Here is a 20757-nt window from a genome sequence, read left to right as displayed (position 1 = left end):
CGTGGTCCTGCACGCCGGGCAACGTGGCTGCGTACGGGGCACGCGCGCGGGGTGTTCCGCAGGATGCGCGCGGGGCCCTGCCGGGCGGGGCGGCGCTGCTGCGCGCGGTGGTGTGTGGCGCATCAGCGAGCTCCCTCGCGGGCTGCCGTGCGCCGCGGCGACCGCCCCGGAGCGCACTTACTCCGGCACCGGCCCGGCCCCGATCGTGCGCGGTCGCACACCGGCTCGCTGTTGACCATGCCGCAAGAGAAATGGTCTACTCCGAATCATGTCTGACACAGGTCTGCGGCTTTGGCGGAGGGTCCACATGGACCTCGTCCGCTACGCAGGCTGCGTGTGTCGACCGTCCTGTTGATGCGCCTTTCCCCCTTTTACGCGCGGCCTGCTGTCGTGCGCCCTCGCGAGCCCTCAGGACGGTCTCCGTGACACCCAGCTCAGTCACCCCTGCCACGCATCCCACCTCCCTCGACGCCGCTCCCGCGACGGCGAACCTCGCGTCTGCCGCGCCGGCCCTCACCGCCGCGCTGGCCCCCGGCACGTCGCCACTCCCCACGGCCCCGCAGAGCGCCCCCACCACCCGGGCAGGTGGCGTCTCGCTGCCCGAACTCCTCGACTTCGTCCGCCGCACCGCAGCCGACGCCGACCTGATCGCCACCCTGCCGCTGGACCCGCAGGGACGCACCTGGTCCCGGCTGGACGGGCCCGGAGGCAGTGAGGCATGGCTGATCGGCTGGCCGCCCGGCACCGGCACCGGCTGGCATGATCACGGCGGCTCGTACGGCGCCTTCAGCACCGCACACGGCGAACTCGTCGAACAGTCGCTGGCCGTGCAACTCCCCACGGAGGGCTGGAAGACGCTCGAACTGGCCGAGGGCGTGGACCGTGAACGCACACTGGCCCGGGGGAACGGTCGAGCCTTCGGCTCACACCACGTGCATCAGGTGCTGAACCTCTCCGCGGAGCAACACGCGATCTCCGTCCACGCCTACTACCCCCCGCTGCCGCTGATGCGCCGCTACAGCCGAACGGGGCCCGTACTCCGCCTTGAGCAGGTCGAACACCCCGGGGAGTGGGCATGACCGGGCACCCGCCGACCAGCGTGGACACCCTTCTCGACCGGGCCCGCACCCACCTGGACCGGCTCGCTCCGCAGGATGCCGCCGCTGCGGCCGAGCGAGGCGCCGTACTGATCGATATCCGCTACGGCGCGCTGCGCGACCGTGACGGGCTGATCCCCGGGGCCCACATCGTCGAACGCAACGAGCTGGAGTGGCGGCTCGATCCCGCCGGCGACCACCGGTTGCCCGAGGTCACGGGGCATGACCTGCATGCCGTGATCATCTGCAACGAGGGGTACGCGTCCAGCCTCGCCGCGCTCTCGCTGCACCAGCTCGGTCTGGCTCGCGCCACCGATGTGGTCGGCGGCTTCCAGGCGTGGCGGGCGGCGGGACTCCCGGTGGAACGCCCCACCGGCGTCTCCGTCCCCGCCCGGTCCATCGCGGGCTGAACCGTCCCCCGTACATCCGTCGCCTGCGGTCCGCTGATGCTCAGGCATGGGCCCGTCGTGACACCCTCATCCGGCGGGCAGCTCAACGCCCGCCCGGTACCGCGCTGCCGTCCATGGCACGCGGATACGCCTCCGCTGTCCGCCCGCCCTCACTCCTCGGGCAGATCGTGCTCCAGCAGCTCCGGGTCCTCGCCCTCTTCCTCCAGCGCCCGTCGGACGGCTCGCAGCGCCACGCCTTCGGAATAGCCCTTGCGGGCCAGCATCCCCGCCAGGCGCCGGATGCGCTTGTCGCGGTCGAGCCCCCGGGTGGCGCGCAGTTTGCGCTCCACCAGTGCACGGGCCGTTCGCTCCTCCTGTTCTCCGTCGACCTGGCCGACGGCATCGTCGATGAGCGCGGAATCCACGCCCTTGGTCCGCAGCTCCCGTGCCAGGGCCCGCCGGGCCAGCCCCCTGCTGTGGTGCCGGGACTCCACCCAGGCGTCCGCGAACGCCGCGTCGTTGATGAGGCCGACGTCCTCGAAGCGGGACAGCACCTCCTCCGCGACCTCGTCCGGAATGCCACGGCGGTGCAGGGCCTGGGCGAGTTGCTTGCGGGTCCGGGGCGTCCCGGTGAGCAGGCGGAGGCAGATCGCCCGCGCCTGCTCACCGGGCTCCATGGTGCCGGGGGTCGCTCCGCGCCCCCCACGCGACATCCCCTGCCCGGCCCTCGACGGGCTGAGGTCGCCGCTGTCCAGTTGCCCCGTGTCGCCACTGTCCGGCCAGTCGCTTCGCCGGGTCATGGGCTAGCTCTTGGCCGCGGTGGCCTTCGTGGCCTTGGTGGTCTTGGCCGCCGGAGTCGGGACCGACTTGGCCGCGGTCGTGGTCGCGGGCTCGGCAGCCGCATCCGCCGCACCGGCCTCCGGGGACGGCGCGGTCGGGTCCACCCCGATGCCGAGCTTGCCCATGATCTTCTTCTCGATCTCGTCGGCGAGGTCGGGGTTGTCCTTGAGGAAGTTGCGGGCGTTCTCCTTGCCCTGCCCGAGCTGGTCCCCCTCGTACGTGTACCAGGCGCCGGACTTGCGGACGAAGCCGTGCTCCACGCCCATGTCGATCAGCCCGCCCTCGCGGCTGATGCCCTGGCCGTACAGGATGTCGAACTCCGCCTGCTTGAAGGGCGGCGCCACCTTGTTCTTCACGACCTTGCAGCGGGTGCGGTTGCCCACCGCCTCGGTGCCGTCCTTGAGGGTCTCGATCCGGCGGATGTCGATGCGCACCGATGCGTAGAACTTCAGCGCACGGCCACCGGTCGTGGTCTCCGGCGAGCCGAACATCACACCGATCTTCTCGCGGAGCTGGTTGATGAAGATCGCCGTGGTCTTGGACTGGTTCAGCGCGCTGGTGATCTTACGGAGCGCCTGGCTCATCAGTCGGGCCTGGAGGCCGACGTGCGAGTCGCCCATCTCGCCCTCGATCTCCGCACGCGGGACCAGCGCGGCCACGGAGTCGATCACGATGAGGTCGAGGGCGCCGGAGCGGACCAGCATGTCCACGATCTCCAGCGCCTGCTCGCCGTTGTCCGGCTGGGACAGGATCAGGGAGTCCGTGTCCACGCCGAGCTTCTGGGCGTACACGGGGTCGAGCGCGTGCTCGGCGTCCACGAAGGCGACGGTGCCGCCCGCGCGCTGGGCGTTGGCCACCGCGTGCAGGGTGAGGGTGGTCTTACCGGAGGACTCCGGTCCGTACACCTCCACCACTCGGCCGCGCGGCAGACCGCCGACGCCCAGCGCCACGTCGAGGGCGGTCGACCCGGTCGAGATGACCTCGATGCGCTCGTGGGGCCGGTCGCCCATGCGCATCACGGCGCCCTTGCCGAATTGCCGTTCAATCTGTGCGAGCGCGGCGTCCAGCGCCTTCTCGCGGTCGGTTCCTGCCGCCATGGGCTCCACCCGGTTTGCTTGAGTCGATCGCTTCACGTCCACGACGCTAACGCCTGCCACTGACAATCGGCCCGGACACCCTCTCCGCCTGTGGATAACCGGGGCGGAACCGTCGGCCAGCATCACCATGAGAATAGATGTTCGATTTTACTGTCAAGCGACCTCCACGCCGCGCGGCGCCATGCCCGGCGGCTACCGTCCTGCGCCGTTCTACCTTGAGCGCGCGCCATCGACGTTTGGCCGACCTCTCGTGACGGACCCTGGGCAGTGGAGGCCCAGGCTGGTTCAGGGCACCGCCCCCCGCTTGCCTCACCGCCGTGCTCGGACCGGAGGCGTGGCGTGGTCTCAGATGGCGACTTGTGGCCGCTGCCGGGTGAGGTAGTGGACTGCGGTCGCTTCGGCGTGAGGCCGGAGCAGGCTGTGCAGTTCTTCGGCGGCTGCTTCGAGGAGGCGTCCGTCGCGGTTGGCGTTCAGGGTTTCGAGGACGAAGGCGACGTGGGTGGAGTCTTCGGTGACGCGGGTGCGGTGGGCGTCGCGGTGGTTCCAGTGGCGGGTGAGGACGCCGGTGGTGTCGGCGTAGATGACCTCGCCGGGCTTGGGGTCCTCGACGGCGTCGGGTTCGCCGAGCGGGGTGAAGGTCTCGGTGCCCTCTGCGTGGCGGATCTCGACGTCGCCGGTGACGCGGTCGAGGTCGAAGGCTCCGGCGGGCAGACCGTGACGGACGGAGACGGCGTTGTAGGAGTCGACGGCCGGGTTGATCCGGGGCAGGGTGCCCTTCTTCGCCATGCGGCGCCCCAGGGCGTCGATGCTGGGCCGGATGCGGCGGGGGTTGGTGCCGAAGGTCCGGTAGGCGGTGTGCCATGCCTCGATGCGCGGGTCGCTCTCGTCAGCGGGGGCCCAGGTGCCGGCGGCCAGATCCTGCTCCAGGCCCTCCACGATGGTGGTGGTGCGGGGCCAGGGCTCACGGCCGTTGAGGCCGGTAGCGGTGACGACGGCGATCAACGCGCCGGGAAAGGCGTCGGCGACGGCGGGGCCGATGCGGAAAGTGGTCATGGTGCGAGGCTCCGTTCCGGGGTGACGGGCAGGGGTGGCGGTCAGGGCTTCCGGGCGCTGATGTGGTCCAGGCGGCGGAGTTGCTGGTCGGCGGTGGGTACGTCCAGGGCGGCGCCGCGTTCGGTGAGCCGGCGGGCGGTGCAGTGGGGGCGGGGGTACGACGATGGGCGCGTTCCCGGGCAGGCCGGTGACGCTGAGGATGCCGAAGCCGTGGCCGCCCGGGATCCGGGGCTGCGGCTCGGCGTCGTCGAGGGCTGCGTCCCAGGGCTGGGGGAACATGCCAGGCTCCTTGCGTGGAGGTTGGTGGTTCAGGTGAGGGCGAGGAGGCCGACAGCGACAGCGGCGGTGCCGAGCCCCACGAGCTGGCCGCGGTGGATGCGTTCGGCCAGGACGCTACGGGCGAGCAGGACGGTGCCGGCCGGGTACAGGGCGGTGATCACGGCAACGGCGGCCAGGTCGCCGCTGCGGGCGGCGAGCAGGAACAGCAGGTTGGCGACCGAGTCGAGCGCACCGGCCGCGGCGGAGATCCCGTACGCGGGCTTCTCCGCGCCCAGCCGCCGGAACATCACCCCGGCGGCGGCCAGGGTAACCGCGGAGGACACGGCGCGGCCGACGATCAGCGGGCCCACTCCGCTGTCCGAGGGCGCCTGATGCAGGAAGACCAACTGGAGCGCGATCGCGGCGCCGGCACCGAAGGCCAGCAGCAGCGCAGTACGCGAGGGGCGGGCCGACTTCACGCCGTGTCCGGCACTGATCAGCACCACGGCCACCAGCGCCAGCGGCAGGCCGAACAGCCCGGCCGGCCCCAGGCGCTCACCCTGCGCCAGCCCCACGCCGACCGGCAGCATCGCGGACACCAGCGCGGTGACCGGGGACAGCACGTTCATGGGACCTATCGCCAGGGTCCTGTAGAGCAGGGCGAACGCGGCAGCCGACGCGACGCCGGAGGCGGCGCCCCAGGCCAGCGTCGCCGGCGCGAAGCAGGCACCGAGCACGGGCCACAGCAGCAGCTCGACGGTGAGCGAGGCCGGAGCGGCGATCATCACGGTGCGCAGCACATGGGCTTTGCGGGCCCCCACGCCGCCGAGAAAGTCGGCGCATCCGTAGGCCAGAGAGCTGCCCAGGGCCAGCAGCAGAGCGAGCACAGGTAGTACATCCCTTACCATCAGTGGAACGACCACACGGTACAACGCACCGACCGCAGGTCGTCAACCGAATGACCGCACGGAATAGTGCAATGACCGGCCTGGAGGGTTGCCAGCGATGACCGAGACCGACGGCGCGCTGCGGACGCTCGCGCACAACGTCCGCTCCGCCCGCACCCGCGCCGGGCTGTCCCTAGACGAACTCAGCCGCCGGGCCAAGGTCAGCAAGGGAGCCCTCGTTGCCCTGGAGAAGGCTCAGGGCAACCCGAACTTCGCCACCCTGGTCCGTCTCGCCGACACCCTCGGCATCTCGGTGTCCGCGCTGGTGGAGGCGCCGGCCGAGGGCCGGGTCCGGGTCGTGTCCTGCGGCGCGGTCACGCCTCTGTGGGCCGGTGAGAAGGGCGGCGAGGCGCGGCTGATGCTGACCACCTCGGGGCCGGCCCCGGTCGAGGTCTGGCGCTGGAAACTGGAGCCGGGCGAGGAGTACCCGAGCCACCCCCACCAGGCCGGCGTCGTAGAAACCCTCAGCGTCACCGCCGGGCGTCTGGTCCTCGTCGTCGACGGCGTCGAGCATCCCGTGGGGGTCGGGCAGACCGCCACGTTCGACGGGGACGTCCCCCACACCTACCGCGGCACGGGCACGGGCACCTGCCATCTGATCATGACCGTCCACATCCCACCCGGCCCTCCTCAGAGGCTGCCCGCATAGACCATGATTCCGCTCCCGCAGGTCGAGGCAGTCCCGGCGAACACGGCGGCACACGGGGCGGAGCCCGGGATCGAGCGGGGCCGCGTACCGGCCGGTTGTCAGCCCTCGGGGGCCGGCTCCCCCGCCGCCGGCCGCGTCGACCCGGCGTCCGGCGCCGGTGCCCCGGCCCCCGTCGGCTCGGCCCGCCCGGCCCCCGTCGCATCGGGGGCGGCCACCTTCGTGGTCGCCGCCGCGGCATCCGCAGCCACCGTCGACGGAGCGCCGGCCGCCGCCCCGTCCCCCGCGGCCACTGGGGCGGCGGGTCCCGCCCCGCCCCAGCCCAACGCGCGCCGCGCGCGGGCGAACCGCGACTCGCCCCGCGGCCTGCGCCGGCCGCCGTACACCCGCGGGTCGTCCGTCACCTCGTACCGCTTGATGTACGTGCCGAGGAACGCCTGCAACGTCGCGGTTGCCGGGATCGCGATGAGCGCGCCGACCGCGCCGAGCAGGGCGGTCCCGGCGATCACGGAGCCGAAGGCGACGGCCGGGTGGATGTCGACCGTCTTGGCGGTGATCCGGGGCTGCAACAGGTAGTTCTCGAATTGCTGGTAGACCACGACGAAGCCGAGCACCCACACCGCGTACCAGGGGTCCACGGTGAACGCGATCAGCATCGGCAGCCCACCGGCCAGATAGGTGCCGATGGTGGGGATGAACTGCGAGATCAGGCCCACCCACACGGCCAGCGCGGGGGCGTAGGGAACGCCAAGGATCTCCAGCAGTACGTAGTGGGCGATGCCCGAGATCAGTGCCATCAGGCCACGCGAGTACAGGTAGCCGCCGGTCTTGGCGACCGCGATCTCCCAGGCGCGCAACACCTCGGACTGGCGGTGCGGCGGCAACACGGAGCACAGCGAGCGGCGCAGCCGGGGGCCGTCGGCCGCGAAGTAGAACGCGAAGAGCGTGATCGTCAGCATCTTGAACAGTCCGCCGAGCACCTGCGCCGACACGTCCAGCACGTTGTTGGCGCTGTCCTGGACGTACTTCTGCAACCAGTCCGAGTGCAACAGGCTGTCCTGGATCTCCACCCGGGACAGCTCCGTGTGGAACGTCGAGTTCACCCAGCTGATGACCTTGTCCAGGTACTTCGGGAAGTCCTCGACCATGGTCACGATCTGGTCGGCCAGCATCGAACCGAGCAGGGTGAAGAAGCCGGCGACGGCGATCAGGATGCCGAGGAAGACCAGGCCGGTGGCGAGCCCGCGCCGCACCCCGCGGGCCGCCATCCAGTCCACCGCGGGCTCGATGGCCAGCGCGAGGAAGAACGCGATCAGGATGTTGAGCAGCAACGACGTCAGCTCGTGGAACGCCCAACTGGCGAACTGGAAGCCGGCCACCAGGGCGAGTGCCAGCACCATGGCCCGCGGTAGCCAACGGGGCATCCGCGCGCCCGCCACATCGCGCGGGCCCGCCGGCTGGCGCGGCCTTGCAGCGGCGTCTTCTGGAACGGTGTCTTCTGTCGTTACCACGGAGCAAGTGTGGCGCATGTGGGTGACGTCGCCCTGCACGGCCAATGTCATGTCCCCCACCACTAGCTACGGCGCCACCCGCTGGCTCCGTGGCTCCGTGGCTCCGTGGCTCCGTGGCTCCGTGGCTCCGTGGCTCCGTGGCTCCGTGGCTCCGTGGCTCCGTGGCTCCGTGGCTCCGTGGCTCCGTGGCTCCGTGGCTCCGTGGCTCCGTGGCTCCGTGGCTCCCGGCGGGAGGGTGCCGGGGGGGACGCTGCGGGCGTCAACCCTCCGGGAGGGGTACCGGTCGCGGGTGTCAGCGCTTCTCGTACGGGACGTCGACGGCCACGCACACCCCGCGCCACACGTCCTTGGCGCTCCAGCCGGCGGCCAGTGCCTCGTGCACCGTCCGTCCGCCCAGCTCGGACATCACGTGATCGCGCGCGAAGGAGTCCGCGTACGCCTCGCCGAAGTGATCCGCCATTCGCTGCCAGAAGACCGTCAACCGCATGGGCCCAGTATCCCGCCCCTGAGAGTGCAGCCCGCTCGCAACCGGCGTCCGGCCCCCGCCTCCGGTCCTACGGTCAGGGGATGAAACCCGCACCGACCTCCCCCCTCGCCCGTGCCGAGCACTTCATCTGGCTCACCGCCCGTGTGCTGGAGCAACGCAGGTTCGGCTACCACTTCCTGCCCTCGCGCGAAGGCGATCGGGAACGCGCCGCCGATGCGGTGGAGCGGGCGCTGGCCGCCTACCTGAACGACGACGGCGGTTACGGGCACGCCCTGGAGCCCGACCTGCGCGGCCCCGTCAGCCAGCCGCTGCACACCGCACACGCGCTCCGGGTGCTCGACGAGATCGACCGGTGCGGCGGACCGGGCATGGAACAGGTCTGCCGGTATCTGACCGGAATCTCCACGCCCGACGGGGCGCTGCCGGCGCTCCACCCCTCGCTGCGCGGGTACCCCGCCGCGCCGTGGCTGCCGGTAACCGACGACCCGCCGAGCGACCTGCTCGCCACCGGTCCCGTCACGGGGCTGCTGCACCGGGGCGGCGTCTGGCACGCCTGGCTGTTCCGGGCCACGGACTTCTGTTGGTCGGCCGTGGAGGAACTGGCCGACGGCGCCCCCACGCACCCGTACGAGGTCATCGCCGCCCTCACCTTCCTGAACTGGGTGCCGGACCGCAGCCGCGCCAGCACGGTCGCGCAGCGGCTGGGCGCGCGCGTGCGCGGGCAGGGGCTGGTCGTGCTCGACCCACACGCGGCGGCCAACCATCCGGTGCCCGATGGGTACGCCCCGGGAGAGCACCACTTCGCGCACGACTTCGCGCCCCGTCCGGACTCCGTCGCCCGTTCCTGGTTCTCCGACGCGGAGCTGACGGCCTCGCTCGACCACCTGGCGGCGGCGCAGCAGGACGACGGCGGCTGGCCGCTCATCTGGCGCCAGTGGGCGCCCGGCACCGCGCTGGAGTGCCGCCCCATGGTGACCATCGACGCCCTGCTGACCCTCCGCGCGTACGGTCGCCCGCTGCACTGACCACCTCGGGCCCGGCCGGCGCCGACCCGGTCCCGTCACGCCGTGGGCCCAACGCCACGGGACCACAGCTCCACGGCACCGCAGCACCGCGAGACGGCGGGGCGACGACCCGCCTGCGTCGCCCGCGCGCACGCGCGCCCGCGCGAGGCGCAACGGGGCACGGGGCGTCACGCACCCGCCACACGGAGCACGGAGCACGGAGCAACGACGGGGCGGGAGCGCAGGTGCGGGTGCTCCGTGGAGCATCCGTGTGGCTGGGCCTCGGCTGTCGCAGGGCTCGCCTCCGGGCGGCAACGACCCCCGCGTACCGCGGCAACGCCCGCCGCCCCGTACGGAGCCGGAGCCTGCTCCGTAGCGACGCCTTCAGCCGCCCACGGCGCGCACCAGCGCCGTCACGGCCACGGCCGATGCGACCACGACCAGGAACGGGGCACGCAGCAGCAGGGCGAGCGCCGCGGCGGCGAGCCCGAGCGTACGGGCGTCGAGGGCCAGGGTGTGCCCCGTGCTGAACGTCTGTTGCGCGATCAGCGCGGCCAACAGGGCGACCGGGAGCAGGGCGGCGAGCCGTTTGACGGCCGGCCGCTCCAGGACGCCCGCCGGGACCGAGAGTCCGAGCAGTTTCACCAGGTAGCAGCCGGCGGCCGTGAGGGCGATGGCGATCCACGTACTCACCGGCCCTCCCCCGCACCGTGCTCGGTCGGCGCCGCGGAACCGGCCCCGGCCGGTGGCGGGAACCACGCGGGGCGTCGGCCCGCCACGACCAGCACGAGGGGCGCCGCGAGCGCGGCCACGAGGACCGGCACACCGGCGGGCAGCACGGGTATGCAGGCCAGCACCAGGACGACGCCGAGGGCGGCCACCACGCGTTCCACTGCGGCCCGCAGCATCGGGGCGAGCAGCGCGAGGAAGACGGCGGGCCCCGCCGCGTCCAGGCCCCAGTCGTCGGGGTCGCCCAGTGCGGAGGCGCCGAGCGCCCCGATCAGGGTCGTCAGGTTCCACAGGACGAACAGGGCGGTCCCGGTCACGGCGAAGCCCAGTCGGGCCGCAGCCCGGTCGCGCTGGGCGAGTGCGACGACGGAGGTTTCGTCGATGACCCAATGCGCCGCCAGCGGACGCACGGCACGGGGCAGTCGCAACAGTTCCGACAGCCGTAGCCCGTAGAAGGCGTTGCGCACCCCGAGGAAGAAGGCTCCGGCCGCCGCGGTGAGCGGGTTCCCGCCCGCGGCGAGCGCCCCGACCAGGGCGAACTGGGAGGCCCCGGTGAACACCAACAGGCTCAGCGCACACGTCTGCAACAGGCTGAGCCCGGAGCCCGCCGAGGTGACGCCGAAGGCGAACCCGGACAGCCCGACCGCGACGCCCACCCCGAGTGCGTCACGCACCACGGCCGCGCGCCCCGCCCCGGCACCGGAGCGGTCCGCCCGAAGCCGCGTGTCCGCGTCCGCCACTCGCTCCGTCCCCGGGTCTGCCCGCCCCGTGCCCGCGCGCGCGGGCACCGCCTGAGGAAGCAGGAGGCGCCATGTCCACCGTGGCCTCGTGCCCGCGCGCGCGTGCCCCGCCTCCGCGTCCGCCCGCTCCGTCGCCCCGTCCGGCGGGGCCGGCCTCTCTCCCTCCGATGCCCGTTCCGGTGCTCGGGGTGCCGGGGTGCGCCCGGCCCCGTCCACCGCGCTCCGTGCTCCGTGCGGCGAGCACCGGGGCCTGTCTCCCAGGTCCGCCCCGCCTCGCGCCCCGTCCGGCAGGGGCCGGCGCCCGTCAGCGCCGCCGCCTTCCCGTTGGTCGTCCTCCCCTCCCGACCGCTCCGGGGCGCGCGTCACGGCGCCCGGTTGTTCCGCGTGCCCCGTGGGGCACCGCTGCTCTTCGTCTGCCGCTCGTCCGGCGTCCGTTCGTTCGACCACGGCGGCAACGTACGGGCAGCCGGTCCGCCCGGTCTTGTACGTTCTTGCGGCTCCGGTCAGGTGCGTCCGCGCGCCGTCGAGCGCTCCCTGCGGTAGGCGCCCGGTGGGACACCGACGATGCGGGTGAAGTGCCGACCCAGGTGCGGCTGGTCCGTGAAGCCGACCAGGGCGGCGGTTTCGGCCGGTGGCGTGCCGTCCTCCAGGAGGGTGCGGGCGCACCGTACCCGGGCATCGGTCAGCCACGCGTGCGGGGGCATCCCGTACGCCGCGCGGAAGGCGCGCAGCAGGGCGAAGGGACTGGTGCCGAGTTCGGCGGCGAGGCTCGTGAGGGTCGGCGGGGCGGCCATCCGGGACTCCAGGACCTCCCGGGCCCTGGCGGCGGTCCTGGCCCCGGCCCCGTGCTCCGTACGGCGCGGGTGCGCCCCGCCGTACCCGCGCAGCAGCCGGGTGACGGTCGCGCGCAGCATCGTGTCGGCGGCCAGCGCGTTGCCCCGTTCGGCCGCCCGGTGCACCGCCAGGATGAGCCGCGCCGCCTCCCGGTCGTCGACGACCGATTCGCGGAACCAGGCCGCCCCGCGCGTCCCAGGAGTCTCGGCGGCGATGTCGGCCACCATGGCGGCGTCCGCGTAGAGCACGTGGTACGCCCAGCCCTCGGGCGTGCCGGCGCGCGCCGTGTGCGCCACGTCGGGGTTGATCATGACGACGCCGCCGGGGCCGACCCGCACCAGCCCGCCGGGCAGTCGGACCTCCTCGATCCCACCGGTGATCGCGCCCAGGACGAAGCCGTCATGGGTGTGCTGGGGGAAGGCGTGCCGGATGTAGCGGGCCCGGAGCAGGTCGACGCCGGGCAACTCCGCGTATCGCCAGTGCCGCGCCTGCTCCCGTTCGCCCATGATCCCATTGTGCAAGGCGCGCGAACCCGCCCCGCGCTGCCGGCCACCACACCGCACAGACCACCCCAGATCCCCGCTGACCTGGTTCTTCGGCCCATTGTCAGTGGTGCGGTGCACGATGGGGGGCATGGCGACGAACCAGCGAAGCGATCAGTCGACGGGAGGCGGTCCCCCGAGCGGCAGCCCGGCCCCTGCCACCGGCCTTGAGGGCTTCTCGGCGGCCACCCGCGGCTGGTTCACGGGGGCGTTCACGGCGCCGACGGCGGCTCAGTCCGGTGCCTGGCGCGCCATCGGCGAGGGCTCGGACGTGCTGGTGGTCGCCCCGACCGGCTCCGGCAAGACGCTCGCCGCCTTCCTCGCCGCGATCGACGAGCTGACCAGCACGCCCCCGCCAGCCGAGCCGAAGAAGCGCTGCCGGGTGCTGTACGTGTCGCCGCTGAAGGCGCTCGCCGTGGACGTGGAGCGCAACCTGCGGAGCCCGCTGACCGGCATCCGGCAGGAGGCGGTGCGGCGCGGTCTGCCCGAGCCGGAGGTGCGGGTGGGCATCCGGTCCGGGGACACGCCGGCGGCCGAGCGCCGTGCGCTGGTCACCCGGCCGCCGGACATCTTGATCACCACGCCCGAGTCGCTGTTCCTGATGCTGACCTCCGCCGCGCGCGAAGCGCTGACCGGCGTCGAGACGGTGATCCTCGACGAGGTGCACGCGGTGGCCGGGACCAAGCGCGGGGCGCATCTGGCGCTCACCCTGGAGCGGCTCGACGCCGTGCGGGGCGCCGGCGCGGGCCGGGTCAGGCCGGCCCGCCGGATCGGGCTGTCCGCGACGGTGCGCCCGGTGGAGGAAGTGGCCCGCTACCTCTCGCCCGGCCGGCGGGTGGAGATCGTCCAGCCGCCGTCCGGCAAGGAGTTCGACCTGTCGGTGGTCGTCCCGGTGGAGGACCTGGGCGAGTTGGGCGGGTCGCCGGTGAGCGAGGGGCCTGGGCAGGCGGGCGAGCGGCCGTCCATCTGGCCACACGTGGAGGAGCGGATCGTCGACCTGGTGCAGGCGCACCGTTCGACCATCGTGTTCGCCAACTCCCGCCGGCTGGCCGAGCGCCTGTGCAACCGGCTCAACGAGATCGCGTACGAACGTGCCACCGGGGCCGCGCTCCCCGAGCACCACGCGCCGGCGGAGGTGATGGCCGAGGCGGGGGCGGCCAAGGGCGCGCCGCCGGTGCTGGCCCGGGCGCACCACGGCTCGGTCTCCAAGGAGCAGCGGGCGCTGGTCGAGGAGGACCTGAAGGCGGGCCGGCTGCCGGCGGTGGTGGCGACCTCAAGCCTGGAGCTCGGCATCGACATGGGCGCGGTCGACCTGGTGGTGCAGGTCGAGTCGCCCCCCTCGGTAGCCTCCGGCCTTCAGCGGGTGGGCCGGGCCGGGCACCAGGTGGGGGCCGTCTCCACCGGTGTGGTCTTCCCCAAGTACCGCGGCGACCTGGTCCAGTCGGCGGTGGTCACCGAGCGCATGCGCGCGGGCGCCATCGAGGCGTTGCGCGTGCCGGCCAACCCGTTGGACGTGCTGGCCCAGCAGGTGGTGGCCATGGCGGCGATGGACACCTGGGACGTGGACGAGTTGCTGGCCGTGGTGCGTCGGGCCGCCCCGTTCGCCACGCTGCCCGAGTCGGCGTACACCGGGGTGCTGGACATGCTCGCCGGGCGCTATCCGTCGGACGCGTTCGCCGAGTTGCGGCCCCGTCTGGTGTGGGACCGGATCGCCGGCACCGTCACCGGCCGCCCCGGGGCGCAGCGGCTGGCCGTCACCTCGGGCGGCACGATCCCCGACCGCGGCCTGTTCGGCGTGTTCCTGGCCGGCTCCGAGTCCTCCGGTGGGGCGGGCGGTCGGTCCGGTGGGCGCCGGGTCGGCGAGTTGGACGAGGAGATGGTGTACGAGTCGCGGGTGGGCGACGTGTTCACCTTGGGCACCACCTCGTGGCGGATCGAGGACATCACGCGCGACCGGGTGCTGGTGACGCCCGCGCCCGGGGTGCCGGGGCGGCTGCCGTTCTGGAAGGGCGACCAGTTGGGGCGCCCGCTGGAGTTGGGCCGCGCGCTGGGGGCCTTCCTGCGCGAGGTGGGCGCGCAGCAGCCGGAGGCCGCGCGCGCCCGGCTGACCGCGGCCGGCCTGGACGGCTGGGCGGCGGACAACGTGCTGGCCTACCTGGCGGAGCAGCGCGCGGCCTGCGGCCACGTCCCCGATGACCGCACGATCGTCGTCGAGCGGTTCCGGGACGAGTTGGGCGACTGGCGCGTGGTGGTGCACTCCCCGTTCGGCGCCCAGGTCCACGCCCCGTGGGCGCTGGCGCTCGGTGCCCGGCTGTCCGAGCGGTACGGGATGGACGCCCAGGTGATGCACGCCGACGACGGCATCGTGCTGCGGCTGCCGGACGCCGACCTCCTCGGCCTCGACCTGCTCGACGTGCCCGGGCCGGCGGACCCGGGCACTGGCGCACCGGCCCCGGGTGCGCGCCCCGCGCCCGACCACGGCACGGCCTTCGACGCCGAGCAGGCGCCCGTGGGCGCGGCCGACGTCACCTTCGACCAGGGCGACGTGGCCCAGTTGGTCACCGACGAGGTGGGCGGGTCGGCGCTGTTCGCCGCCCGCTTCCGCGAGTGCGCGGCCCGTGCGCTGCTGCTGCCGCGGCGCAGCCCCGGCAAGCGCACCCCCCTGTGGCAGCAGCGCCAGCGCGCCTCCCAACTGCTCCAGGTGGCGAGCGAGTTCGGCTCGTTCCCGATCGTCCTTGAGGCCGTGCGCGAGTGCCTCCAGGACGTCTTCGACGTACCGGGGCTGACCGAGCTGATGGGCGACATCGAGGCGCGCCGGGTGCGGCTGGTGGAGGTGACGACTCCGGAGCCGTCGCCGTTCGCGCGCTCACTGCTCTTCGGCTATGTGGCGCAGTTCCTGTACGAGGGGGACTCCCCGCTCGCCGAGCGCCGGGCCGCCGCGCTCTCGTTGGACTCGCGCCTGTTGGCCGAACTGCTCGGCCAGGCCGAGTTGCGCGAACTGCTGGACGCGGAGGTACTGGCCGAGCTGGAGCGCGAGCTGTCCTGGCGCACCGACGACCGTCGCGTCAAGGACGTGGAGGCGGTGGCCGACGCGCTGCGGGTGCTGGGCCCGCTCACCGACGAGGAGTTGTCGGAGCGGGGCGCGGAGCCCCAGTGGCCGCGCCGGTTGGAGGCAGCCAGGCGCGCCATTCGGGTGCGGATCGCGGGGCGGGACCACTGGGCCGCCGTGGAGGACGCGGGGCGACTGCGGGACGCGCTGGGCACGGCGCTGCCCGTCGGCGTCCCGGAGGCGTTCACCGAGCCGGTGCGCGATCCGCTGGGCGACCTCCTCGCGCGGTACGCGCGCACGCACGGCCCATTCACCTCGGCGGCTGCCGCCGGCCGCTTCGGTCTCGGCACGGCCGTGGCCGACGGCGCGCTGCACCGGCTCGCCGCCGACAACCGGGTGGTCCAGGGCGAGTTCCACCCCGCGGGCGTGGGCCAGGAGTGGTGTGACACGGCGGTGCTGCGCAGGTTGCGGCGGCGTTCCCTGGCCGCACTGCGGCAGGAGGTGGAGCCGGTGGCGCCGGCCGCGCTCGCGGCGTTCTTGCCGCAGTGGCAGCAGTTGGGCGGCGCCGGGTTGCGCGGCGTGGACGGCCTGGTGCGGGCCGTCGAGCAGTTGCAGGGGGCGGCGGTGCCCGCCTCCGCGCTGGAGAAGCTGGTGCTGCCGTCCCGGGTGGCGCAGTACTCCCCGGCCCTGTTGGACGAGTTGACCGTGTCCGGCGAGGTGGTGTGGGCGGGGGCGGGGGCGCTGCCCGGCAAGGACGGCTGGGTGACGCTGTATCTGGCGGACGCCGCCCCGCTGCTGCTCCCCGAGCCCCGCCCGCTGGAGCTGTCCCCGGTGCACGAGGCGGTGCTCGCCGCGCTCGCCGGCGGGTACGGGCTGTTCTTCCGACAGATCGCGGACCAGGTCAGGGCGGCCGGGCTCACGGAGGCGGCCCCCGGCGCGGAGGCCGAGATCGTGGACGCGGTGTGGGAGCTGGCCTGGTCGGGCCGGATCACCAACGACACTCTCGCCCCGCTGCGCTCCCTGCTCGGTTCGGGGCGTACGGCGGGGGCGACCGCGCACCGGGCCAAGCGCGCCGTGCCCCGCGGCAGGTACGGGGCGCTGGCCGGCCCGCGCGGATACGGCAGGGTGGCGCGTCCCTCCGCCTCCCTGGGCGGCCCGCCCACCGTGGCGGGCCGCTGGTCGCTGCTGCCCGCGCGCGTCACCGATCCCACGCACCGGGCCCATGCGCTGGCCAGCACGCTGCTCGACCGGCACGGCGTGGTGACGCGCGGCGCGGTGGCGGCCGAGGGCGTGGAGGGCGGATTCGCCGCCGCGTACCGGGTGTTGGCCGCCTTCGAGGAGAGCGGCCAGGCCCGACGCGGCTATGTCGTGGAGGGGCTCGGTGCGGCGCAGTTCGCGATGGACGGGGCCGTGGACCGGCTGCGCGCGGTCGGTTCGGCGCGCGAGCGCGCGCAGGGCACCGCCTTCGCCACCCCGTCCGCCGCCGACCCGTTCACACCGCCTGCGGAGTACGACACGGGGCACGACCAGCAGCACGGAGCGGGACACGGCGCACGGCCCCGTACGGCTGCCGCCCGGGCGATGGTGCTGGCCGCGGCCGATCCCGCGAACGCCTACGGCGCCGCGCTCGGTTGGCCCGAGCCGCCACCGGGCGCCACGCACAAACCGGGGCGCAAGGCGGGTGCGCTGGTGGTGCTGGTCGACGGGGACCTGCTGCTCTACGTGGAGCGCGGCGGCAAGACGCTGCTGGTCTGGCCCGCGACGACCGGGGAGCTGGCGGCGTCCCCCGAGCGCACCGGCACCGCGATACCCATCGGGTCCGCGCCGTTCCCCACGGCGTCCGCGCCGTCCACGGGACGGCCGGCCCTCGATGATCCGCGGTTGGTGGCCGCGTTCGAGGCGTTGGCCAAGGCGGCCCAGGAAGGCGCGCTCGGCACCCTCACGGTCGAGCGGATCAACGGGGCGGCGGCGTTGTCCTCCCCGTTCGGCGCGGTTCTGGAGGCCGCCGGCTTCCACGCCACACCGCGTGGGCTCAGGGTCCGCGCAGCCCGCTAGGACGCGGACCGGGGAGGCCAGGAAGGTCCGCCAGGCATTTGGCCGCGCCACGGTGCGCGGGCGCGAGCAGCCGGGGCGCCGGGCGGACGGCCAGCGGCCTGGCGCGGCGGCCGGGGCGCCGGGCGGACGGCCACGCACCGGCCAGGCGCGCGGCAGTGGACGGGGCGGCAGCCGGGCAGACGGGCCACCGCCAGCCCGACCCCGCCACTGCTCCGTACGCCACCACCTGGCCCGACCCCACTCCGTACGCCGGCACCGCACACCGCCCCGGCCGCGCCGGCCCAGCCCACGCGCCCCGGCACCCCACGCCCACACCCACACAGGGTTCGCCCTCCACACCGTCCCCCCGTCGACGCCCGAGGAGGCCGCCCCGATGCGGACAACAAGCGCGGAAAGCAGGACGGGAGGATGAATCGGGAGGAAGAAGAGGCCGTCCGCATCCGGCGGCGACGAGCCGCCGCACCACGACACCGCCCCCGTCACCACCTTGCTCCGGGCGCCCCACGCCCCGGCGAACGGCTGACGGCATGATGGGCCCATGCCCGAGGGAGACACCGTCTGGCGCACCGCGCACCGTCTGCACGCCGCGCTGGCCGGCAAGCCGCTGACGCGTTGGGAGCTCCGCGCCCCCAGCGGGGCGAGCCTGCGCCCCGACGCACGGGGTCGCCGGCGCCCCGCACTCCCCGACGTCGACCTCACCGGCCGCCGGGTGCACGAGGTCCTGCCACGGGGCAAGCACCTCCTCGCGCGCATCGAGGGCGGCCTGTCGCTGCACTCGCACCTGCGGATGGACGGCGCCTGGCACGTCTACGGCGCCGACGAGCGCTGGCGGGGCGGCCCGGGACACCAGGTCAGGGCGGTACTCGGGGTGGCCGACCAGACGGCCGTCGGCTACCGGCTGCCCGTACTCGCGCTGCTGCGCACGGCCGACGAACACACCGTCGTCGGCCACCTCGGCCCGGACCTGCTGGGCCCCGACTGGGACGCGGCCGAAGCCCTGCGTCGGCTGCTCGCCACGCCCCGGCGCCCCCTCGGCGAGGCCCTGCTCGACCAGCGCAACCTCGCCGGCATCGGCAATGTGTACAAGGCAGAACTGTGTTTCCTCCTCCGCGTCAGCCCCTGGCTCCCGATGGCCGACCTCGGCCCGGCCACGAGCGACCGGCTGCTGTCGCTCGCCAAACGGTTGCTGGAGGTGAACAAGGACCGCGCCGCCCGGATCACCACGGCCGAGCACCGTCCCGACCGCCGATTGTGGGTCTACGGCCGCTCCGGCCAGCCGTGCCGGCGCTGCGGTACGAGCATCCGCGTGGCCGAACAGGGCGACCCGGATGACCCGAACGGTTCCGCGGCCCGCCTCACGTACTGGTGCCCCCGCTGCCAACCCGGCCCCGCCCCGTCAGACGCCGCCTGACCTGCGCACAGCAGCGCCGCCCCGGAACCGCCCCACAGCCACGCCCCACCACCGCCCACCGCCCAACCGCCCAACCGCCCACGGGCATCCTGACCACCACCCGCCCGCCCAGTCACCGACGGGCACACGACCACCTGCCCCGCCCCGACACAGCAGGCACGGCACGACACGGCACCCCGCCCCGAAGCTCACCGCTCCACCGGGCCCCACCACAGCCTCACACCGCGCCGCCGCCCCGTACCTGCGCCCCGCTGCTCCTCAGCCGGGTCATACGGGTCACACGGGTCAGACGCGTCGTTCGCACCGCGCGCGCCGTACGCACGGCACACGCCGTAGGGCCCGCACGCTCCACCCGCCTCGCCGTCAGACTCGCCCGCAGGGCCGACCTCCCCGCCGTCACCGTCGCCCCTGACCGCCCCGTTCACCTCCGACGGGTAGGCCCCCTCGCCGCAAGTCGGATGCGTCTCGGCCCCGTAAGCCGCATGTGTGTCGACGCCGTGAGCCGGACGCGCTCCCGTGTCGTGGACCGGACGCGCTCCGGCGTCGTGTTCGACGCCGGCTGGGGAGTTCCCCTCGTCCCGCCCGCCCGGTACGCAATGCACCGGCAGCAGGCTGAGCCCCCAACCGCCCGCGACCAGGACCCCCGCGGTCGGCCCGAGCGGTGTCGGCCCGGCGGCCAGCCAGATCACGGCGCCGGTCCAGACGCCGCCCAGCAGCAGCGCGACGGCCCATCGCACGGGCTCAGGCACCGCCGGCCGTCGCCCGCTCCCCGGGCCCATGAGGCCCTCCGCCACCTCTGCGCAAGCGCCGCTCCCCCGCGCCCCCGCCCGTACGCGACCGCCCCGGCGGCCCCGTCCCGTCAACCGGATTCCCGGCGCCCGCTCCCCACCGGCACCGATGCGTACTGCGGCCGGGGCGTCCTGGCCGTGTCAGCCCGGTGCGTATCGGTCCGGTGCTTGCTGGTCCGGTGCGTATCGGTCCGTCCCACATGGCTGGGCACCTTTCGCTCGCGGCTCCGGCCACCGCGTTCCGTCGTGCGTCGCGCACGGAGCGTACGGTGCCAGTCTCCCCCGCCCCCGCCCCACCCGCATCCAGAGCCCACCCCACCCCTCTCACCTCGACCCACCCCACACGCATCCCCCACCACCTCGCCCACCCCGCACGTTCCTCGCCCCTCCGCCCGCGTCACCGGCCCCGCACATGCCGAAGCCGGCCCCTGGTTCGAGGGGCCGGCTTCGTGCGGGCGGGTCACGCCCTGGCGTCGGCGGTCGGTGACGGCGCTGAGGGCGCCCCGATCCCGAGGTCTCCCCCGCCGCGCCGGTCTGCTCCGACCGCGCCTCGCACGGCACGCCATCACCTACCCGTGCGGGCACATGCTCCTACGGGCCAGCGGCCCACGCGGGCCGGCCGGACCGGTCAGCCGGCCTCCGCCTGGAACATCCACGCGTGCTTCTCAAGGTCCGCGGTCAGACCGATCAGCAGGTCCTGCGAGACCGGGTCGGGCTTGTCCGTCGCGGCGATCCGCTCACGCATCCGCGCGATGACCGCGTTCAGCGCATCGACCAGGATTCGTACGGCTTCGGTGTCCTGGATCCACCCGTCCTTGACGGTGTCGATGCCGCTCGTCTTGGCGACGGTCTCGGCCCGCCCGTCGGGGCTCACCCCGATCGCGGAGGCGCGCTCGGCGACCGTGTCGGTGTGCGTGCGCGCCGTGTCGACCACCTCGTCGAGCTGGAGGTGGACGGAGCGGAACCGCGGGCCGACCACGTTCCAGTGCACCTGCTTGGCGACCAGGGACAGATCCACCAAGTCCACCAGCGCGCCCTGGAGAGCGTCGCCGACCGTCTTCCGGTCCGGCTCGGGCAGCGGGCTCCTGACAGCAGACATCAATTTCTCCTTTTGTCGAATAAGTCCCTTAGCTCACCCTGCCATACCTCGTGTACCCCGACATACGCGGCATACGACAAGGCAAGCCGTCCCCCTCGGTAGATCACCCGCTTACCCAGACCCACCGCCCCCACGCCCACCGCGCGCAACCACCCGACAGCCCAGCCCCACACACCCCCAC

Annotated in this window: 17 protein-coding genes; 7 read left to right on the top strand and 10 right to left on the bottom strand. The window is 73.9% G+C overall.

The features are described 5' to 3' along the window. The first annotated feature begins 268 nt into the window (after positions 1 to 268). The 3 genes from ACMA1D_RS23645 (at position 269) to ACMA1D_RS23635 (ending at position 1507) form a co-directional block, all read left to right on the top strand. Positions 269 to 355, top strand: coding sequence for a putative leader peptide (locus ACMA1D_RS23645; protein WP_349997305.1), 87 nt, complete (start codon positions 269 to 271; stop codon positions 353 to 355). 169 nt (positions 356 to 524) lie between these two features. Continuing rightward, the gene (locus ACMA1D_RS23640; protein ID WP_414726076.1) at positions 525 to 1079 is read left to right on the top strand and encodes a cysteine dioxygenase; all 555 of its coding nucleotides are present in this window, start codon (positions 525 to 527) and stop codon (positions 1077 to 1079) included. Further along, complete coding sequence (locus ACMA1D_RS23635) at positions 1076 to 1507, top strand: rhodanese-like domain-containing protein (protein ID WP_414726013.1); 432 nt, start codon at positions 1076 to 1078, stop codon at positions 1505 to 1507. Before ACMA1D_RS23640 ends, ACMA1D_RS23635 begins: the two co-directional genes overlap by 4 nt. A 149-nt stretch (positions 1508 to 1656) precedes the next feature. Here the strand turns inward: ACMA1D_RS23635 and recX are convergent, their stop codons facing one another. From recX to ACMA1D_RS23615, 4 genes are all read right to left on the bottom strand, one after another. Further along, complete coding sequence (gene recX / locus ACMA1D_RS23630) at positions 1657 to 2286, bottom strand: recombination regulator RecX (RefSeq protein WP_414726012.1); 630 nt, start codon at positions 2284 to 2286, stop codon at positions 1657 to 1659. 3 nt (positions 2287 to 2289) lie between these two features. Beyond that, complete coding sequence (gene recA, locus ACMA1D_RS23625) at positions 2290 to 3432, bottom strand: recombinase RecA (protein WP_414726075.1); 1143 nt, start codon at positions 3430 to 3432, stop codon at positions 2290 to 2292. A 336-nt stretch (positions 3433 to 3768) separates the two neighbouring features. Further along, on the bottom strand, positions 3769 to 4476 hold the full coding sequence (locus ACMA1D_RS23620) for a B3/4 domain-containing protein (RefSeq protein WP_414726011.1): 708 nt from the start codon (positions 4474 to 4476) through the stop codon (positions 3769 to 3771). Positions 4477 to 4784: 308 nt separating this feature from the next. After that, positions 4785 to 5621 carry an EamA family transporter gene (locus ACMA1D_RS23615; protein WP_414726010.1) on the bottom strand — a complete coding sequence of 279 codons (837 nt, stop codon included), beginning with the start codon at positions 5619 to 5621 and terminating at the stop codon, positions 4785 to 4787. Positions 5622 to 5739: 118 nt separating this feature from the next. On the opposite strand from ACMA1D_RS23615, the gene ACMA1D_RS23610 reads away from it, so the two are divergent. Continuing rightward, complete coding sequence (locus ACMA1D_RS23610) at positions 5740 to 6330, top strand: cupin domain-containing protein (protein WP_414726009.1); 591 nt, start codon at positions 5740 to 5742, stop codon at positions 6328 to 6330. 98 nt (positions 6331 to 6428) lie between these two features. On the opposite strand, the gene ACMA1D_RS23605 is transcribed toward ACMA1D_RS23610, so the two are convergent. Both ACMA1D_RS23605 and ACMA1D_RS23600 read right to left on the bottom strand, forming a co-directional pair. Continuing rightward, positions 6429 to 7856 (bottom strand): AI-2E family transporter, encoded by a 1428-nt coding sequence (locus ACMA1D_RS23605; RefSeq protein WP_414726074.1) that lies wholly within the window; start codon positions 7854 to 7856, stop codon positions 6429 to 6431. Between the two features lie 274 nt (positions 7857 to 8130). Next, positions 8131 to 8325, bottom strand: coding sequence for a DUF3046 domain-containing protein (locus tag ACMA1D_RS23600; protein ID WP_349997514.1), 195 nt, complete (start codon positions 8323 to 8325; stop codon positions 8131 to 8133). 80 nt (positions 8326 to 8405) lie between these two features. On the opposite strand from ACMA1D_RS23600, the gene ACMA1D_RS23595 reads away from it, so the two are divergent. Beyond that, positions 8406 to 9350 (top strand): hypothetical protein, encoded by a 945-nt coding sequence (locus tag ACMA1D_RS23595; protein ID WP_414726008.1) that lies wholly within the window; start codon positions 8406 to 8408, stop codon positions 9348 to 9350. A 363-nt stretch (positions 9351 to 9713) separates the two neighbouring features. Here the strand turns inward: ACMA1D_RS23595 and ACMA1D_RS23590 are convergent, their stop codons facing one another. The 3 genes from ACMA1D_RS23590 to ACMA1D_RS23580 all read right to left on the bottom strand — a co-directional run bounded on the left by ACMA1D_RS23590 (position 9714) and on the right by ACMA1D_RS23580 (position 12138). Beyond that, positions 9714 to 10022 carry an AzlD domain-containing protein gene (locus ACMA1D_RS23590; RefSeq protein WP_414726007.1) on the bottom strand — a complete coding sequence of 103 codons (309 nt, stop codon included), beginning with the start codon at positions 10020 to 10022 and terminating at the stop codon, positions 9714 to 9716. After that, a complete protein-coding gene (locus ACMA1D_RS23585; RefSeq protein WP_414726006.1) occupies positions 10019 to 10798 on the bottom strand; it encodes an AzlC family ABC transporter permease in 780 nt (259 codons plus the stop codon). Before ACMA1D_RS23585 ends, ACMA1D_RS23590 begins: the two co-directional genes overlap by 4 nt. A gap of 503 nt (positions 10799 to 11301) precedes the next feature. After that, complete coding sequence (locus tag ACMA1D_RS23580) at positions 11302 to 12138, bottom strand: AraC family transcriptional regulator (RefSeq protein ID WP_414726005.1); 837 nt, start codon at positions 12136 to 12138, stop codon at positions 11302 to 11304. Positions 12139 to 12256: 118 nt separating this feature from the next. Here ACMA1D_RS23580 and ACMA1D_RS23575 point away from each other — a divergent pair, with 118 nt between their 5' ends. Both ACMA1D_RS23575 and ACMA1D_RS23570 read left to right on the top strand, forming a co-directional pair. Continuing rightward, on the top strand, positions 12257 to 17278 hold the full coding sequence (locus ACMA1D_RS23575; protein ID WP_414726004.1) for a DEAD/DEAH box helicase: 5022 nt from the start codon (positions 12257 to 12259) through the stop codon (positions 17276 to 17278). A gap of 538 nt (positions 17279 to 17816) precedes the next feature. Beyond that, positions 17817 to 18689 carry a DNA-formamidopyrimidine glycosylase family protein gene (locus ACMA1D_RS23570; RefSeq protein ID WP_414726003.1) on the top strand — a complete coding sequence of 291 codons (873 nt, stop codon included), beginning with the start codon at positions 17817 to 17819 and terminating at the stop codon, positions 18687 to 18689. A 1416-nt stretch (positions 18690 to 20105) separates the two neighbouring features. On the opposite strand, the gene ACMA1D_RS23565 is transcribed toward ACMA1D_RS23570, so the two are convergent. Then, positions 20106 to 20576 carry a Dps family protein gene (locus tag ACMA1D_RS23565; RefSeq protein WP_414726002.1) on the bottom strand — a complete coding sequence of 157 codons (471 nt, stop codon included), beginning with the start codon at positions 20574 to 20576 and terminating at the stop codon, positions 20106 to 20108. Positions 20577 to 20757: the final 181 nt, after the last annotated feature.

This window comes from Streptomyces sp. 796.1, from assembly GCF_047525675.1.
Lineage (GTDB): Bacteria > Actinomycetota > Actinomycetes > Streptomycetales > Streptomycetaceae > Streptomyces.
This window is presented reverse-complemented; position numbering and strand designations above follow the sequence as displayed.

Excerpts from the sequence above, each read along its gene's own strand:
- ACMA1D_RS23645 (WP_349997305.1), top strand. The coding sequence starts at position 269 with ATGTCTGACACAGGTCTGCGGCTTTGGCGGAGGGTCCACATGGACCTC.
- ACMA1D_RS23635 (WP_414726013.1), top strand. The coding sequence starts at position 1,076 with ATGACCGGGCACCCGCCGACCAGCGTGGACACCCTTCTCGACCGGGCC.
- recX (WP_414726012.1), bottom strand. The coding sequence starts at position 2,286 with ATGACCCGGCGAAGCGACTGGCCGGACAGTGGCGACACGGGGCAACTG.
- ACMA1D_RS23620 (WP_414726011.1), bottom strand. The coding sequence starts at position 4,476 with ATGACCACTTTCCGCATCGGCCCCGCCGTCGCCGACGCCTTTCCCGGC.
- ACMA1D_RS23610 (WP_414726009.1), top strand. The coding sequence starts at position 5,740 with ATGACCGAGACCGACGGCGCGCTGCGGACGCTCGCGCACAACGTCCGC.
- ACMA1D_RS23605 (WP_414726074.1), bottom strand. The coding sequence starts at position 7,856 with ATGCGCCACACTTGCTCCGTGGTAACGACAGAAGACACCGTTCCAGAA.
- ACMA1D_RS23600 (WP_349997514.1), bottom strand. The coding sequence starts at position 8,325 with ATGCGGTTGACGGTCTTCTGGCAGCGAATGGCGGATCACTTCGGCGAG.
- ACMA1D_RS23595 (WP_414726008.1), top strand. The coding sequence starts at position 8,406 with ATGAAACCCGCACCGACCTCCCCCCTCGCCCGTGCCGAGCACTTCATC.
- ACMA1D_RS23580 (WP_414726005.1), bottom strand. The coding sequence starts at position 12,138 with ATGGGCGAACGGGAGCAGGCGCGGCACTGGCGATACGCGGAGTTGCCC.
- ACMA1D_RS23575 (WP_414726004.1), top strand. The coding sequence starts at position 12,257 with ATGGGGGGCATGGCGACGAACCAGCGAAGCGATCAGTCGACGGGAGGC.
- ACMA1D_RS23570 (WP_414726003.1), top strand. The coding sequence starts at position 17,817 with ATGCCCGAGGGAGACACCGTCTGGCGCACCGCGCACCGTCTGCACGCC.
- ACMA1D_RS23565 (WP_414726002.1), bottom strand. The coding sequence starts at position 20,576 with ATGTCTGCTGTCAGGAGCCCGCTGCCCGAGCCGGACCGGAAGACGGTC.